This window comes from Pedobacter sp. UYP24, assembly GCF_054057295.1.
In genome coordinates, this window is the sequence record NZ_JBSRZD010000003.1 from 16,728 (window position 1) to 32,392 (window position 15,665).

A 15,665-nucleotide genomic window follows, 5' to 3' on the forward strand; every position below is an offset into this window, starting at 1 on the left:
ACCTCCATCCTTGTAAGCTTCGCAACTTTGTACTGTCGATAATGACAAAATAGATATCAATTTAAAATTTTAAGATTATGGCACGATTAACAGCTTTAAACCCAGAAGAAACCGAAGGGAAATCAAAAGAATTATTTAATGTAATAAAAGGAAAAATGGGAATGGTTCCCAATATGATGAGAACGATGGGAAATTCACCAGCGGTACTCAACGGATATTTAGGACTCAGCACAGCTTTAAATAGTTCGACCCTAGATCCTAAAGTAAGAGAGCTTCTTTCAATAATGGTTGCAAACGAAAACGGATGTGATTATTGTAATTCAGCACACAGTTTTATAGGCGGGAAAATAGGTCTTGATGCTTCAGTTCTGGATCAGGCGAGATCAGGAGTATCTTCAGACGATAAAACTAATGCAGTATTAGAGTTTGCAAAAGCGGTACTTGATACTAAAGGTAAAGTTTCAGATAACGCTGTGGATAAATTTAAAGCAGCCGGATTCGGTGATCCGCAGATTGCGGAAGTTATCGGCTCAGTTGCCTTAAGCATTTTTACAAATTATTTCAATAATGCCGCTAAAACGGATATTGATTTTCCAAAACTTGAGCCAATTAATAAAAACTAATTTAATTCATCATGAAAATAACTTATAATATTTCGGAATTTATAAATTGGCATTTACCATAATTATGGTTGTAGGGGCTCGTATTACGGTGCATCATTCCCTGTAAAATAAAACAAGAGATATTAAAAAAAAATAATAATCATAATAGGGGCTGTGATTACCCTCTATTTTTTTGTAGCTAAATAATTAAAAAATTATCAAGATGAAAAAAATTGCAATTAATGGTTTTGGCAGAATTGGGAGAGCGTCTTTAAAAGTGATACTAGAATCTACAGATTTGGAACTGGTAGGAATTAATGATCTAATGAGTATAGAAAATGCGGTATACCTTTTAAAATATGACAGTATCTACGGTAAGTATGATAAAAAAGTAACGTATGAGGACGATTATATACTAGTGGAAGACCGCAAGATAAAATATACCTCAAAAAAGGATCCTTTGGAACTACCTTGGAAAGAACTTCGAGTGGATGCAGTAATTGAAAGTACAGGTCTGTTCACCAATAAAGCGGATGCTGAAAAGCACATTACGGCGGGAGCTAAATTCGTTGTAATTTCAGGTCCAACTAAGGACACTCCAACAATAGTTCATGGAGTAAATACAGCGGAAGGTAAGGTTTCCATTTTCTCTTGCGCAAGCTGTACCACCAACAATATCAGTCCGCTAATAGAGATTTTAGGTCGCAGAATAGGAATAAAAAAAGCCATTTTAAATACCATACATGCATATACTGCTTCTCAGACTCTGATGGATGCACCCTCTAAAAGAGAGCCAAGAATGGGACGAACAGCAGGTATAAATCTGGCTCCAGCAGCTACAGGAGCTGCAATAGCAACCACTAAAGCACTACCAGAGTATGCCGGGAAATTTGACGGTGTTGCGATAAGAGTACCTGTTGCGGTGGGTTCCATCTCTGACATAACTTTTGTGACAGAAAGAAATACTACAGCCCAAGAGATCAACGCTATATTGTCAGAAGAAGCATTAACTGACCGTTACGTAAAAGTAGTAGCTGTTACGGATGAACCACTGGTATCTACGGATATTATTAAAAGCCCTTATGCAGCAACAGTAGATTTAGAAATGACAAGAGTAGTGGACGGAGATCTGGTAAAAGTTATGGCATGGTATGATAATGAGTGGGGATTTACCAACCAGATGATTAGACAGATTCAAGAATTATAGAATAAGTATTTAAATATTAACAACTTAAACCTTTAATCATGAATTATGCACAATTAGCTTTTACAGATGCTGTTAAAGACTTGCAAGAAAAAAAGGGAAGCAGACGTGGTTATGACAGGATGGAAAAAATGTCGGTTGTTGACGGACTTACCGATAATGAAATTTATTTTATTGAGGACCGTGACAGTTTTTATATAGCAAGTTTCGGAGAGAATGAATATCCATATATACAACATCGAGGAGGACCGAAAGGATTTATAAAGGTAATTGATCATAAAACCATTGGCTTTGTAGATTTTGTGGGAAATAAACAATACATATCTACTGGAAATATTGTCACAAATAATAATGTAGCTATTATTATGATGTCCTATCCGCACCAAGCAAGATTAAAACTTTATGCCAAGGCAAAGATTGTAGATCTCGAAAACGATCAAAAATTATATGAGCTTCTGCAGCCTGAAGACTATAAGTTCCGTCCCGAGAGAATGATGGTATTCGAAATTCAGGCATACGACTGGAACTGTCCGCAACATATAACACAGCGTTATACCAGCCAGGAGATTGATGAGGCACTGATGCCACAGAAAGAATACATAGGAAACTTGGAGAATAAGGTAAAAATACTGGAAGAAAAACTGAGAATTCAAAAAAAATAAGGATATGAGTATTGATATTTTAGCATTTGAGGCATATCTTAATGATGAACACAATACCTAAATATGAAAAACATTGTTTCAAAAGCAGGAGAGTTTTTAATTGGAATAGAAGAAGATGTTGATTCTAATTTAACAATTCCCGTTCAGTTTTATGAATATGCAATAATTCTTATTCATAGCGGTGAAGGAAGCTATCACGCAGATTTTTCGACTTATGAGTTCACCGGGCCAAAGTTATTATTCGCAACTCCTATGCAAACCATTTTTTTGAAGTCTGAGAAAGAAATTAAATACACCCTATTGCGCTTTCATTCTGACTTTTATTGTATTGAAGCGCATCGCGATGAGGTTGCTTGTAATGGCCTTCTATTTAATAACATCTATGTTGAGCCATCTGTTGCGCTTTCACAGGAGCAATTTCAAGAATTTTTACAACTGATCAACCAGATTAAATATGAGTTTAAAAATGATGCTTCCTCAGAAATTGTTCTAAAAGCTTACCTGCAAGTATTTTTAGCGAAATGCAGCAGTATTAAGTTAAAAACTTTAGAAAGTTTGGTTGTCAATACTACTAAAGATGCTCATATGGAACAGTTTAGGATGTTGTTGGATAAAAATTTCTTAACGCTTCACAAGCCCAATGATTATGCTGAACTATTATCAATTACATCAAATACACTCAGCAAAAAAGTATTAAAATACTTCGGAAAAACCCCTTCTCAATTAATTCAAGATCGATTGGTTGTAGAGGCTAAAAAATTACTTCACCTTACAACATTAAGTATAAAGGAAATTGCTTTTCGCCTTCAATTTAATGACGAATACTATTTTAGTCGTTTTTTTAAGAAATGCACCAAATTGTCTCCTCAAACTTTTAGGAAAAAAGGGGGTATTTCTGAGCTTGCATATTTGTCCAAGGAATAGTCATTTTTGTCCATTTTTTCAGCGAAGTTTTCATCATAATTTTACTTCATAATAATTAAAAGAAACTATTATGAAAAGCATGTTATATTTTCTAGCAAACTCTCAAAAACAATTCATCAACTTACTTAGAATATCCATTTTCATTGTTATGGCATGGATTGGTGGATTAAAAGCATTTCAATACGAAGCAGATGGCATTGTTCCATTTGTAGCAAACAGTCCGGTTATGAGTTTTTTCTACACTCATCCGGAAGAATATAAAATTCATAAAAACAAAGAAGGTGAAGTAAATCAGAATAATATTCAATGGAATAAAGATAACGGAACCTATACTTTTGCTTTGGGTCTTGGATTTTCCATTGTTCTGATTGGATTACTTACGTTTTTAGGAATTTGGCATCAAAAAATAGGTCTATTGGGTGGCTTACTCACTTTTGGCATGTCGCTGGTTACATTATCTTTTTTAATAACAACACCAGAAGCTTATGTACCCAATTTAGGGGGTGCAGATTATGGTTTTCCTTTTTTATCAGGTGCAGGTAGATTGGTTATAAAAGATATTATCATGATGACTGCCGGATTAGTAATAGCATCAGACACGGCAAAAAGAATTTTAGAAAATAAATCAAAGTAGATTATAGCTCAAGAGAAATAATAATTAGTATGGCACTATTAAAAACAAAATTCGGATTTCACACTACTGCTGAAGAAGTTATCAGTGGAATAGATTTGACAGGTAAACGAGCCGTAGTAACAGGAGGAGCTTCTGGTATCGGAATAGAAACAGTAAGGGTTTTGGCAAAAGCTGGAGCAGAAGTTACTATTGCTGTAAGGAATATCGATGCAGGCAAAAAGGTTGCTGATGAAATTATTGCTAGTACAGGCAACAGAAAAATTTATATAGCTCAACTTGACCTAACCAATTTAAATTCAATAAATAATTTTGTTGCGAATTGGAAAGGAGCATTAAATATTTTAATAAATAATGCTGGTGTAATGGCTATTCCAGACTTGCAAAAAACGCCAGAGGGTATCGAAATGCAATTTATGACCAATCATCTTGGACATTTCGCCTTGACTGTTGGACTTCATCATGCGCTGAAAAGCACTGGTTCAGCAAGAGTTGTAGTTGTTGCGTCAAGTGGGCATTTATTTTCACCTGTCGTATTTGATGATGTTAACTTTTTGTTCAGACCTTATGATGCTTTACTTTCTTACGGACAAGCAAAAACAGCTACTGTTCTATTTGCTGTTGGTGCAACAGAACGTTGGAGAAAGGATGGAATAACGGTAAATGCACTAAACCCAGGCGCAATTTTAACAAATCTTCAAAAACACGTTGGTGGAAAACTTCGCTCTGCCCCAGAACTTCATAAAACAACACCACAAGGAGCAGCAACCTCTATTTTATTAGCTACCTCTCCTTTGCTTGAAAATATCAGTGGACGCTATTTTGAGAATTGTAATGAAGTAGAGACTGTAACAAAACGACCTGATAATTATGAGGGTGTTGCAATGTATGCTCTTGACAAAGAGAATGCGGATCGATTATGGAAACTTTCAACGCAAATGACTATTAAATAATAAAGATCATGAATTCTAAAGTTTATCTTGAGGATGGTTTAAAATCCATTTCTCTCTACAATATTGCCTTTACAGTACAGAACATTAATGACTCAATCAAGTGGTACAAAGATGTCCTGGGTTTTCAACTTAAAAATAAATCTACATTTAGTTTGCCGTCAGGATCGGCAGATATAGCTATTCTTAAATTGGGAGATTTAAAGCTAGAAATACTTCAAGTTCCGAATAGCAAAAAAATTCCGGAAATGTTTGCTGATGTGCCGATGCACTTAATTCCGATAGGAAATAAAGTTATTGTATTTCAAGTAACGGATATCAAATTAACAACACAGCAATTAGAAGAAAAAGAGGTGAAATTTGTTTGGAAAGAACAGTATATAGCTGGTGACAAAATGTTATGTACTATGATTGAAGATATTGATGGTAATAAAATCAATATATTTCAAACTAACACCATTTTTGAGGACGAAAAAACTGAAAATAATGTAAGACCAGAAAGTATTGCTAACAAGCATCTAGAATTATGGAGTGAAAAGAATAGCGGGGTTCGAAAAATAGCTATGGATTTAATATATTCAGATCACGTGAATTTTTTAGATCCTTACGCAAACCTAAAAGGAAAAGAAAGGCTGAATGACTTTATTACAGTGTTACAAACTAAGTGCCCAGACCATGTTTTTAGTTTGGTTGGTAACGTTCTTCAACATCACGATACTATAAAATTTAATTGGAAATTTGAGTCGGAAAAAGAAGATTCAAAAATAATGGGCTCAGATATTCTATTCCTAAAAAATGGATTGGTTGATACGATATACGTATTTATAGAATAACATTTAAAAACTGTTAGTGCGCTATATACATTCAAATATTAGGCTCTTTTAATTTAGACATCCAACTGATTTGGTTGGAGCATTATCAGTTGCTAAATAACCTTATTATACCACAAAAAAGGTCATTTAATGAGTTATAAAAACAGTCTTTCATTAACGCATAAAAAATAGATAAAACACTGTAAATCAATGTATTTAATTCGGTAAAATGTTCGAATTTATTTGTAAATATCAACTATTTTTCATACCTTTGCACTTATAATAAAACGAGCTTTTTATAAGCCACTATTATACAAATAAATTGGATAAATCCGAACAATTTGACGATATCGGAAACGCGCTATGCCATTGCTGATCAGCTAAAAAATAATAGGCAAGCGTTTCAGTATTATTTATTTCCATTAGTCGACTAGTTAGATTTAAATTACCAGCTGTGATAGCCGGTGGCGGAAGTTCATTGACGTATTAAAAGCCGGTAAGGCTTTATAAAAAAGCAAGCAGTAGACGTATCATTTCACTTACTGGTTGGCGCACTATGGGCTCTTATGCTCCTCTTGCTATGCTCCTATATGGGTGGCATAGGAATAGGACTTGCATAGGAGTTAGATGAAGAAAGCTTTACTAGATTTTAGCTTCCCATGGTAGAAACTGAATGAACTTTAATACAAGTAGAGAATGAAATCGGCGCAGATTCTGTAACTTAACCCTAAATTTTTAAAAATGCATATGCAAAAGAAAGCGATTTTTATTTCAATATTAGTTTGTATGATCTGTCATAGTGTATTTTCACAAAGTCATATAACGTTGGAGGAGGCATATGCTGAAAATTCTGTTCAAAAGTTGAATAGGTTTTTTGAAAATTGGGCAAAAGAAATCAAACCAATATCGGACAGTGAACTTCGGAAGCAAAATAATTCCATTAAATACGCATATAAAATATTCGAAACTCTTTATGATCCCCACGATGTTGCGAAGCTAGGTGTTAAACAGTCTAGGTATGAACTTTATCGCAATTTTCATTATTTTGTTATTTCCCAAGATGTTAATTTATATGTGGCTGATAAAGTGTATTGGGACGAATCAGAAACAGATGCATTCACCATAGATGAAATAAATAAAACTGTGGGTTCAGATAGTTTAAAAGCGGTTTTTATTAACAGGATTAAGAATCGAGAATACGGCAATCTTATTGGCTCTTGGGGGCCGTATGGAATCGGTCATATTGATAATTCAAAAAAACATATTTACTCGTTTACTAATTTCAGGCCTAGAATTACTCAAGTGCCGGGGGTTACACTTTATTTGACTAAAAAATATGAAGACGAATTAAAAAAATTCCTGGGCAACGAAAATATTCCATTTGCAACAGGAGGCGCGGAAAATATTGCGCAAGCTACTGGTGAAAGCAAAAAAAGAATGACTTTTATTGAAAATTTTATAAAGATAGCTTATGGTCATTGGGGTGGTAATTGGGAGTTGAAAACTCCGCCATCCATTCACTCAATAACATTCGATAAAGACTTCAAATTTGCGAAAGTGGATTATATGCTGATTTATGAAGGTGGAACCGCTTTCTTTTCGCTTGAAAATGGAAACTGTAAGTTACTTTCTGCTAAAATAAACTGGCGGGAATAGTTAAAAATAGAATTACAGACCTTTATGTAGCCAACGATTTTTTTACGAACGTCTATAGAAAGACTAGAAAAATGAAGTCTTTAACAAAGAGATTCACTTATCATCTCAATCGCTCGGCTGCAAAATTGATTCCTCATACAAACACATCCCAATTTCCAGGAGTTCAGGCGTAAAATATCCGATGGTAATTTTCAACAGTAGTATTTTTTTAATCGCTCGAGATTGATTTTGTTTTATATGAGTTGCATATAAACCTGTGCCACTTCTGGGTGTTTTCGGCCTTCTAGGGGTATGTTCTGGGTGAATACACCGAGCCAACACCCATCAGACACCCAGAACACAGCCATCAAACACCGATTTTTATGCATTTCATATCGAATGTCCTATACCTGCAACTATCATTAAATTGAACGTTAAGTCAGCAATCCACATTTTATTCTCTTTCTTCTAATCGCATAACTTCTTAAATTAATATCTTTATGTTCGCTTTAGGCTGTCATATAGAAAATCCTTATAAACCGGAAAAGGTTATACTTTCAGTTTCAAAAAAGGAAATGAATGATAGTTTACATAGCAAATTCAATTTTAAAAATATCACTATTTCAGGTATAAATTTCAATATCAAAGGCAATGAAACAGTTGATCTGCAAGCTTTTATTACAAACCCAAGCTTTAAAGAAAGTAAATTGGCTTTCGCAAAAAGATTTTCTAACCAAGTAAAAAAATAAATCTCAAATATTGAACGCTTTAATGTTATAACATTCGACTTTAAGATAAGAAAAGAGGTTCCTCTAGGCTATTCTGAAACAGAAGATAAAGTACTCATGGATCGAAAAACGCTAGCCGAAATAACAGCATTCCAATACTTCAACTATCAAACAAAATAGGCACCTGATATTATGAGCTCAATATGCGCTTAAAATACCTTTTAACAAATAAACTAAGCAGAAACAGCACGAATACTACACAAGATCAGCGAAAGAATTGAAGCAATACACTGCCACATATTTGCTACTATAGCGTGGTAGTCACCCGAAAAAACTGTAGTTTTGTAACCTTAGAAAATTAACTTTCTAAACGAAAACACATCTCAAATAGCAGACAAAGGAATCATTTTGGATTATTTAGCAGGTTTAAACCCCCAACAACGCGCAGCAGTAGAGAACACACAAGGCCCGGCAATGATAGTTGCAGGAGCCGGATCCGGTAAAACCCGGGTAATTACGTATAGGGTTGCTCATTTAATTGAAAAAGGAGTTGATCCATTTAACATACTCGTACTAACTTTTACCAATAAAGCCTCAAAAGATATGCGCGAGCGTATTACAAAGGTTGTTGGATCTGAAGCTAAAAACATATGGATGGGTACCTTCCACTCGGTATTTGCCAAAATACTACGTGTTGAAGCTGAAAAGATTGGGTATCCTTCTAATTTTACTATTTATGATACGGACGACAGCAAAAGTCTGCTTCGGTCTATTTTAAGAGAATTGCAGCTGGATGATAAGTTGTACAATGCTAATTTTGTTTACAACAGGATCTCCTCTGCCAAGAATAACCTGATCTCTTATTCTGAGTATCTGGAAAGTGCGGAGATACAATCTGAAGACATCAGCAACAAGCGCCCCTTAATTGGTGTGATTTATGAAACCTATACTAAGCGGTGTTTTAAAGCCGGCGCAATGGATTTTGATGATTTGTTGTTTAAAACGAATGTACTTTTAAAAAGCAATCCTGAGGTGCTAAACAAATACCAGCAAAAGTTTAAATACTTAATGGTTGATGAGTACCAGGATACTAACTTTTCTCAATATACCATCGTTAAAAAGTTAGCCGCTGCCTATCAAAACATCTGCGTTGTGGGTGATGACGCACAAAGTATCTATGCTTTTAGGGGTGCAAACATTCAGAATATTCTAAACTTTGAACGTGATTATCCTGATCTCCAAGTTTATAAACTGGAGCAAAATTATCGTTCTACTCAAAATATAGTTGAGGTTGCTAATAGTATCATCGCCAACAATAAGAACCAGTTGGAAAAGAATGTGTTTTCTGACAACGAGGTGGGCGACAGGATTAAAGTGCAACGTGCTTTTACAGACAATGAGGAGGGTAAGCTTGTAGCTGAGGCCATTGTTCAGGAGCGTACTTCTAAAGGGTATAAACACAATGACTTTGCTATTTTGTACCGTACAAATGCTCAGTCCAGGGCTATGGAGGAGGCCTTACGCAAGTTGAATGTTCCTTATAAAATTTACGGTGGACTGTCATTTTATCAGCGAAAAGAGATTAAAGACCTTATTGCCTATTTTCGGTTAACCTTTAATCCTGCAGATGAAGAGGCCATTAAAAGAGTAATTAATTATCCTAGAAGGGGCTTAGGTGATACCACAGTTGAAAAAATAAGTGTTGCTGCTGATAAGCATAACATTACCATGTGGGAAGTAATTTGTGCCCCTCAACAATATATTGAAGGTAGAATTGCCAATCAGCTGAATGATTTTTCTATGTTGATCAGGAGCTTTGCTGCTGAATCTAAAAAACTGGATGCATACGAAACTGCCCTGTATATTGCACAGCATTCTGGAATACTGAAAGAACTGCACACCGATGATAGTATTGAAGGTAGAAGCAGGTATGAAAACATACAGGAGCTATTAAATGGTATAAAGGAATTTGCAGAGCGAGAAGATATAGAAGACCGTAGTCTTGCCATTTTTATGCAGGATATTGCGCTACTTACAAATGACGACAGGCAGGATGAAAAGGACCGCGATACGGTTTCTTTGATGACGATACATTCTGCAAAAGGCCTGGAGTTTAAAAATGTATTTATTGTTGGTTTGGAAGAAAACCTTTTTCCATCGCAAATGAGCTTAAATTCCAGAACGGATCTGGAAGAGGAAAGAAGGCTGTTTTATGTAGCTATAACCAGAGCAGAGAAAAAGCTAACGCTTACTTATGCAACTTCGAGATACCGTTGGGGCACGCTAACCAATTGTGAGCCAAGCCGGTTTATTAATGAGATTAACGCCAGCTACCTGGAGTTGGAAATGGTAAAACCGGCCAAGAGTGTATTGGGTGACAATAGTTTTGATTCTGAAAGAAGAACTTGGAGCCAGCAGCGTGAAACACCGCAGCCTACCCCGGCACGCACGCCAATGCAGCGACCTAAAACAACATCCATTTTACCAAAAGCCCACGTGCCTACACCCGGATTTACGGCTGATGCTGCCGATGCTTTTCAAAATGGTATGGATGTTGAACATGAAAAGTTTGGATTTGGTAAAATAGTAAGCCTGGAAGGCTCACTTCCTGATGTGAAAGCAACTGTATTTTTCCAGGGTTTAGGGAACAAGCAGTTGTTATTAAAATTTGCTAAATTGCGAATTGTTAAATAAAAGATAAACGAGTACATTCATAGAAAGAAATACAAATGAATTTTGAATATAATACCACAAGAAACGATCTGATTCTTGCCGAATATGGCCGTAATGTACAGAACATGGTGAAGTACATTATTGAATTACCGGATCTTGAAGAACGAAATAGGTATGCTCAGGCTGTAATTGACTTGATGGGTTTCTTAAACCCTCATTTAAGGGATGTTGCAGATTTTAAACATAAGCTTTGGGATCACCTACATATCATTTCAGGATACAAAATTGAAGTAGATGCCCCGTATCCTAAACCAACACCAGAAGCTGCATTGATTAGACCGAAGCATATCGGCTATCCTCAGCAACGTATCAAATACAAGCATTACGGCAAAACGGTTGAGGTAATGATAGAAAAAACCAAAGCAGTTGAGGAGCCTGAACGTAGGGCAGCAATGGTACAGGGAATAGCCAATTTCATGAAAATGGCTTATGTAACCTGGAATAAAGACTCGGTTGCAGATGAAACCATCATTAAAAACTTAAGAGAGCTTTCTAATGGTGAACTTGAGCTTGACGAAAACGTAAACCTGAATAAGGTTGAGTTTAAACCTGCACCCATCAGAGCTGATAAGAACAACAGAGGCAGGAGTAACAACAACGGCAAAAACAGACAAAGCAGCAATAACAACAACGGCCGTCCTCAGCGTAACAACAATCCAAAACCGAGGCACTAAGGCTACTCATTAAACCAGATACATAATACCATATGAATGCATTTGAAATAATTGGTGGCAAGAAGTTAAAGGGCGAAATTCATCCTCAGGGTGCAAAAAATGAAGCCTTGCAAATTATTGCTGCTGTATTGCTTACTGATCAAAAGATTACGGTAAGCAATGTTCCAGACATTAAAGACGTAAATAAACTGATAGAGCTTCTTGGTGATATGGGTGTTCATATTGAACGCCTTTCTAAAGACACCTACACTTTTGAAGCAAAAAATATTGACTTAAATTTTTTCCTTTCTGATACTTTCAAAGCTAAAGGTGGTGGCTTAAGAGGATCAATTATGATTGTAGGACCTTTATTAGGTCGTTTTGGTACTGCTGCAATACCTAAGCCAGGTGGTGATAAAATTGGCAGAAGAAGATTGGACACGCATTTTTTGGGCTTTGAGAAACTAGGTGCAAGGTTTGTGTACGACAATAAGAAAGAGTTTTTTAATGTAGATGCAACCAATTTAAAAGGTGCTTACATCCTTTTAGATGAAGCTTCTGTTACCGGTACTGCAAACATTGTAATGGCAGCAGTATTGGCTAAAGGAATTACCACTATTTACAATGCAGCCTGCGAACCCTACCTACAGCAATTGTGTAAAATGCTTAACCGCATGGGCGCTAAAATTACTGGGGTTGGTTCTAATTTACTAACGATAGAAGGTGTTGAGAAACTAGGCGGCACGGAGCACAGAATGTTGCCAGATATGATTGAGATTGGCTCTTTCATTGGTTTGGCAGCGATGACAGAATCAGAAATTACCATTAAAAATGTATGTTATTCTGAACTGGGAGTAATACCAGATGTATTTAAGAAACTGGGTATTAAGTTTGAGTTAAGAGGCGACGATATATATATACCTTCTCAAAAGCACTATGTAATTGAATCATTTATAGATGGTTCAATGTTAACGATTGCAGATTCTCCTTGGCCAGGCTTTACTCCTGATTTGCTGAGTATAGTTCTTGTAGTAGCAACTCAAGCCAAAGGGAACTTACTGATCCATCAAAAAATGTTTGAAAGCAGGTTGTTTTTTGTAGATAAACTGATTGACATGGGTGCGCAGATTATTCTTTGTGATCCACATAGAGCAACTGTTAACGGGATAGACAAACAATACAAACTCAGGGGAATTAGTATGACCTCTCCTGATATACGTGCTGGGGTGTCTTTGTTGATAGCTGCATTATCAGCTGAAGGTAAGTCTACTATATTTAATATAGAACAAATAGAAAGAGGTTACCAGGATATTGATATTAGACTGAGGGCTTTAGGCGCCCAGATTAAGCGGGTTGAGGCATATGCGCCTAGTCATTAGCAACTAGTTAAATACAAAAATCCCGTTATAAACCGGGATTTTTGTATTTAGATTACTTATGCAGATATGGCATTGATGATGTCGTACTGCGTAATGATCTCTATTTTTCCATTCTCATCTTCCACAAGAACAGCACTGTTTTCTTTATTGATCAATCCCGAAATCCTGTCAATCGAAGTATTCAGATCTACAAAGGGGAAGGTGGCAGACATGATTTCCTGAACTTTAGCAGATTTTAAGGAAGGGTTTTCCATTAATGCTTTAAGTATATCACTTTCTCCAAGCTTACCGACTACCATATCCTTTTGTGTAACAGGTATTTGTGAAATGTTGAGCGTATTCATCGTACTGATTGCTTCCTGTAGTGTCTTTTCGCAATCTATGGTTACAATTTCAGTTTTGTCTTTTTTATCGATGATTGATTTGGCTGTTAGCTTTTCATCTTTCAAGAAGCCGCGTTCTCTTAACCAATCTTCGTTATACATTTTTCCCATGTACCTGCTTCCATGATCATGAAATATCACCACTACCACATCTTCAGGCTTAAGCTTATCTTTTAACTGCAATAATCCCGCAATTGCGGAGCCGGCAGAGTTTCCAACAAAAATACCTTCCTTACGCGCTATTTCTCTGGTCATTAAGGCAGCATCTTTGTCCGTAACTTTCTCGAAGAGATCAATGATATCGAAATCTACATTCTTAGGCAGGAAATCCTCTCCTATTCCCTCAGTAATGTATGGATAGATTTCATTCTTATCCAGAATACCAGTTTCCTTGTATTTTTTAAATACCGAACCGTAAGTATCAATACCCCATACTTTGATGTTTGGGTTTTGCTCTTTTAAGTATTTCCCAGTACCTGAAATTGTGCCTCCGGTGCCTACTCCAACAACAAGATGGGTTATTTTTCCTTCTGTCTGCGCCCATATTTCCGGCCCGGTTTGCTCATAATGCGCTTGTGTATTTGCCAGGTTATCATATTGGTTTGGTTTCCAGGAGTTCGGCACTTCCCGTTCAAGACGGGATGACACAGAGTAATACGACCGTGGATCTTCTGGCTCTACATTGGTGGGGCATACAATTACTTCTGCGCCGAAGGCGCGTAAAGCATCAACTTTCTCTTTCGACTGTTTATCTGTTGTGGTAAAAATACACTTGTAGCCCTTAACAATAGCAGCCATTGCCAGTCCCATACCAGTGTTACCAGATGTACCTTCAATGATGGTACCCCCTGGTTTCAATTTACCAGATTGCTCTGCATCTTCAATCATTTTGATGGCCATCCGGTCTTTAATAGAATTTCCCGGGTTTGTAGTTTCAATTTTTGCAAGTATTGTAGCAGGGATATCCTTGGTAATACTATTCAATCTAACTAATGGCGTGTTGCCTATCGTTTCTAAAATGTTATTATACCACATGTAACAAAAATAAACAATACCCATCAGTATTTTATTTTCTATTGCAGAATCAAAATATAATATTGCATATATGATATAATAGGAATATAATTTTAATCTAGTTATTCAATAGACTTAAAAACGAACATAAATAACGTCCATGAGGAACAATATTAATTCAATCTGTAAACTTTACCGGGAAGAGACACCAAAATACCCTGCATTTCGAGATTTAACAAGTACATAGCAAGTTTACTTTGGGGGATAGCTAACTTAATGGACAATTCATCGATTCTAACCGGGGATATTTTCAGTAGTTCTACAATACTTTGCTCCTCGGGCAGTAATCCTAATGGAATCATCATCTGTTTGGTATTTGAAGTTTTTGAGCTGTCCCAACCCAAATAATAAACAAGGTCCTTTGCGTGGTTAATTAGGGCGGCACGATTGGTCTTAATCAGAAAATTACATCCTTCTGAACATTCATCATTAACCCTTCCAGGAAAGGCAAATACATCTCTATTATAGGAATTAGCAATGTCTGCAGTGATCAGTGCCCCACCCTTCAGGGTTGCTTCTACTACGATAGTTGCATCAGCAAGTCCTGCTATGATCCTATTCCTTTTTGGAAAATTCTCTTTATCAGGATTGGTTTTTAAAGGAAATTCTGTTATTAGCCCTCCCTCTTCCACCATCTTTTTAGCAATACCATGATGAAGTTGTGGGTAGATGCGGTCCAATCCGTGCGCAAGCACGCCTATGGTTGGGATGTTGAAATTCAGACTTTCCTTATGAGCCGCAATATCAATACCGTAGGCTAGTCCGCTGACAATCAAAACATCATGGTCGGCAAGCACTTCAGCCAGTTGCCTGCAAAGGTATTGCCCATAAGAAGTAGCTTTTCTTGTACCTACTATACTTACAATCCGTGGATGATTAAGATCTGCCTTGCCTTTGTAGTAAAGTAATATTGGTGCATCAAAACATTCCAGCAACCTTCTTGGGTAGTTATCGTCGCCAAAGAACAGCGTTTGGATATTGTGTTTGCTTAAGAAATTCAGTTGCTCTTCTGCCAGCTGGAGTGCATTACTCTTTACAATCTCTTCGGCAGTTACTTTTCCTATACCATCAATCTGCATCAGCGCAGCACGATCTGCACTAAAAATGGCCTCGGCAGAGCCAAAGTGGCCTAAGAGATTTTTAGCTGTTACATGGCCTACTGAATGTATTAATGTTAAGGCAATCTTATGTTTTAAACTCATGGTTCAAACATCTGCTTTAGCAATATATAACACCAACCTAAAATATTATAGTTCTAATAATCAGATATATAATTATAAACTATATAAATAGTT

The 15,665-nt window shown here is 36.4% G+C and carries 14 protein-coding genes; 12 read left to right on the forward strand and 2 right to left on the reverse strand.

Annotated elements, in window-relative coordinates; translation table 11 throughout:
- Positions 1–77 precede the first annotated feature (77 nt).
- From ACVWYN_RS08335 to murA, 12 genes are all read left to right on the forward strand, one after another.
- On the forward strand, positions 78–623 hold the full coding sequence (locus tag ACVWYN_RS08335; protein WP_457288388.1) for a carboxymuconolactone decarboxylase family protein: 546 nt from the start codon (positions 78–80) through the stop codon (positions 621–623).
- A gap of 202 nt (positions 624–825) precedes the next feature.
- Entirely contained in the window at positions 826–1,809 is a 984-nt protein-coding gene (locus ACVWYN_RS08340; protein WP_457288389.1) for a type I glyceraldehyde-3-phosphate dehydrogenase, read from the forward strand.
- A gap of 38 nt (positions 1,810–1,847) precedes the next feature.
- Positions 1,848–2,468, forward strand: a complete 621-nt coding sequence (locus ACVWYN_RS08345; protein ID WP_457288390.1) for a pyridoxamine 5'-phosphate oxidase family protein — start codon at positions 1,848–1,850, stop codon at positions 2,466–2,468.
- 63 nt (positions 2,469–2,531) lie between these two features.
- Entirely contained in the window at positions 2,532–3,392 is an 861-nt protein-coding gene (locus ACVWYN_RS08350; protein WP_457288391.1) for a helix-turn-helix domain-containing protein, read from the forward strand.
- A 70-nt stretch (positions 3,393–3,462) separates the two neighbouring features.
- On the forward strand, positions 3,463–4,026 hold the full coding sequence (rclC, locus tag ACVWYN_RS08355; RefSeq protein ID WP_457288392.1) for a reactive chlorine resistance membrane protein RclC: 564 nt from the start codon (positions 3,463–3,465) through the stop codon (positions 4,024–4,026).
- Between the two features lie 29 nt (positions 4,027–4,055).
- Positions 4,056–4,976: an SDR family NAD(P)-dependent oxidoreductase gene (locus ACVWYN_RS08360; RefSeq protein WP_457288393.1), complete on the forward strand. Its 921-nt coding sequence runs from the start codon at positions 4,056–4,058 to the stop codon at positions 4,974–4,976.
- 8 nt (positions 4,977–4,984) lie between these two features.
- Entirely contained in the window at positions 4,985–5,806 is an 822-nt protein-coding gene (locus ACVWYN_RS08365; protein WP_457288394.1) for a VOC family protein, read from the forward strand.
- A 726-nt stretch (positions 5,807–6,532) separates the two neighbouring features.
- Positions 6,533–7,441: a hypothetical protein gene (locus ACVWYN_RS08370; RefSeq protein WP_457288395.1), complete on the forward strand. Its 909-nt coding sequence runs from the start codon at positions 6,533–6,535 to the stop codon at positions 7,439–7,441.
- 479 nt (positions 7,442–7,920) lie between these two features.
- Positions 7,921–8,169, forward strand: coding sequence for a hypothetical protein (locus ACVWYN_RS08375; protein WP_457288396.1), 249 nt, complete (start codon positions 7,921–7,923; stop codon positions 8,167–8,169).
- A 387-nt stretch (positions 8,170–8,556) separates the two neighbouring features.
- Positions 8,557–10,842: an ATP-dependent helicase gene (locus tag ACVWYN_RS08380; RefSeq protein WP_457288397.1), complete on the forward strand. Its 2,286-nt coding sequence runs from the start codon at positions 8,557–8,559 to the stop codon at positions 10,840–10,842.
- A 35-nt stretch (positions 10,843–10,877) separates the two neighbouring features.
- Positions 10,878–11,555: a DUF4290 domain-containing protein gene (locus ACVWYN_RS08385; RefSeq protein WP_457288398.1), complete on the forward strand. Its 678-nt coding sequence runs from the start codon at positions 10,878–10,880 to the stop codon at positions 11,553–11,555.
- 32 nt (positions 11,556–11,587) lie between these two features.
- Positions 11,588–12,913: a UDP-N-acetylglucosamine 1-carboxyvinyltransferase gene (murA, locus tag ACVWYN_RS08390; protein WP_457288399.1), complete on the forward strand. Its 1,326-nt coding sequence runs from the start codon at positions 11,588–11,590 to the stop codon at positions 12,911–12,913.
- A 56-nt stretch (positions 12,914–12,969) separates the two neighbouring features.
- Here the strand turns inward: murA and ACVWYN_RS08395 are convergent, their stop codons facing one another.
- Positions 12,970–14,331: a pyridoxal-phosphate dependent enzyme gene (locus tag ACVWYN_RS08395; RefSeq protein ID WP_457288400.1), complete on the reverse strand. Its 1,362-nt coding sequence runs from the start codon at positions 14,329–14,331 to the stop codon at positions 12,970–12,972.
- Positions 14,332–14,483: 152 nt separating this feature from the next.
- Entirely contained in the window at positions 14,484–15,572 is a 1,089-nt protein-coding gene (dprA, locus tag ACVWYN_RS08400; RefSeq protein ID WP_457288401.1) for a DNA-processing protein DprA, read from the reverse strand.
- Positions 15,573–15,665: the final 93 nt, after the last annotated feature.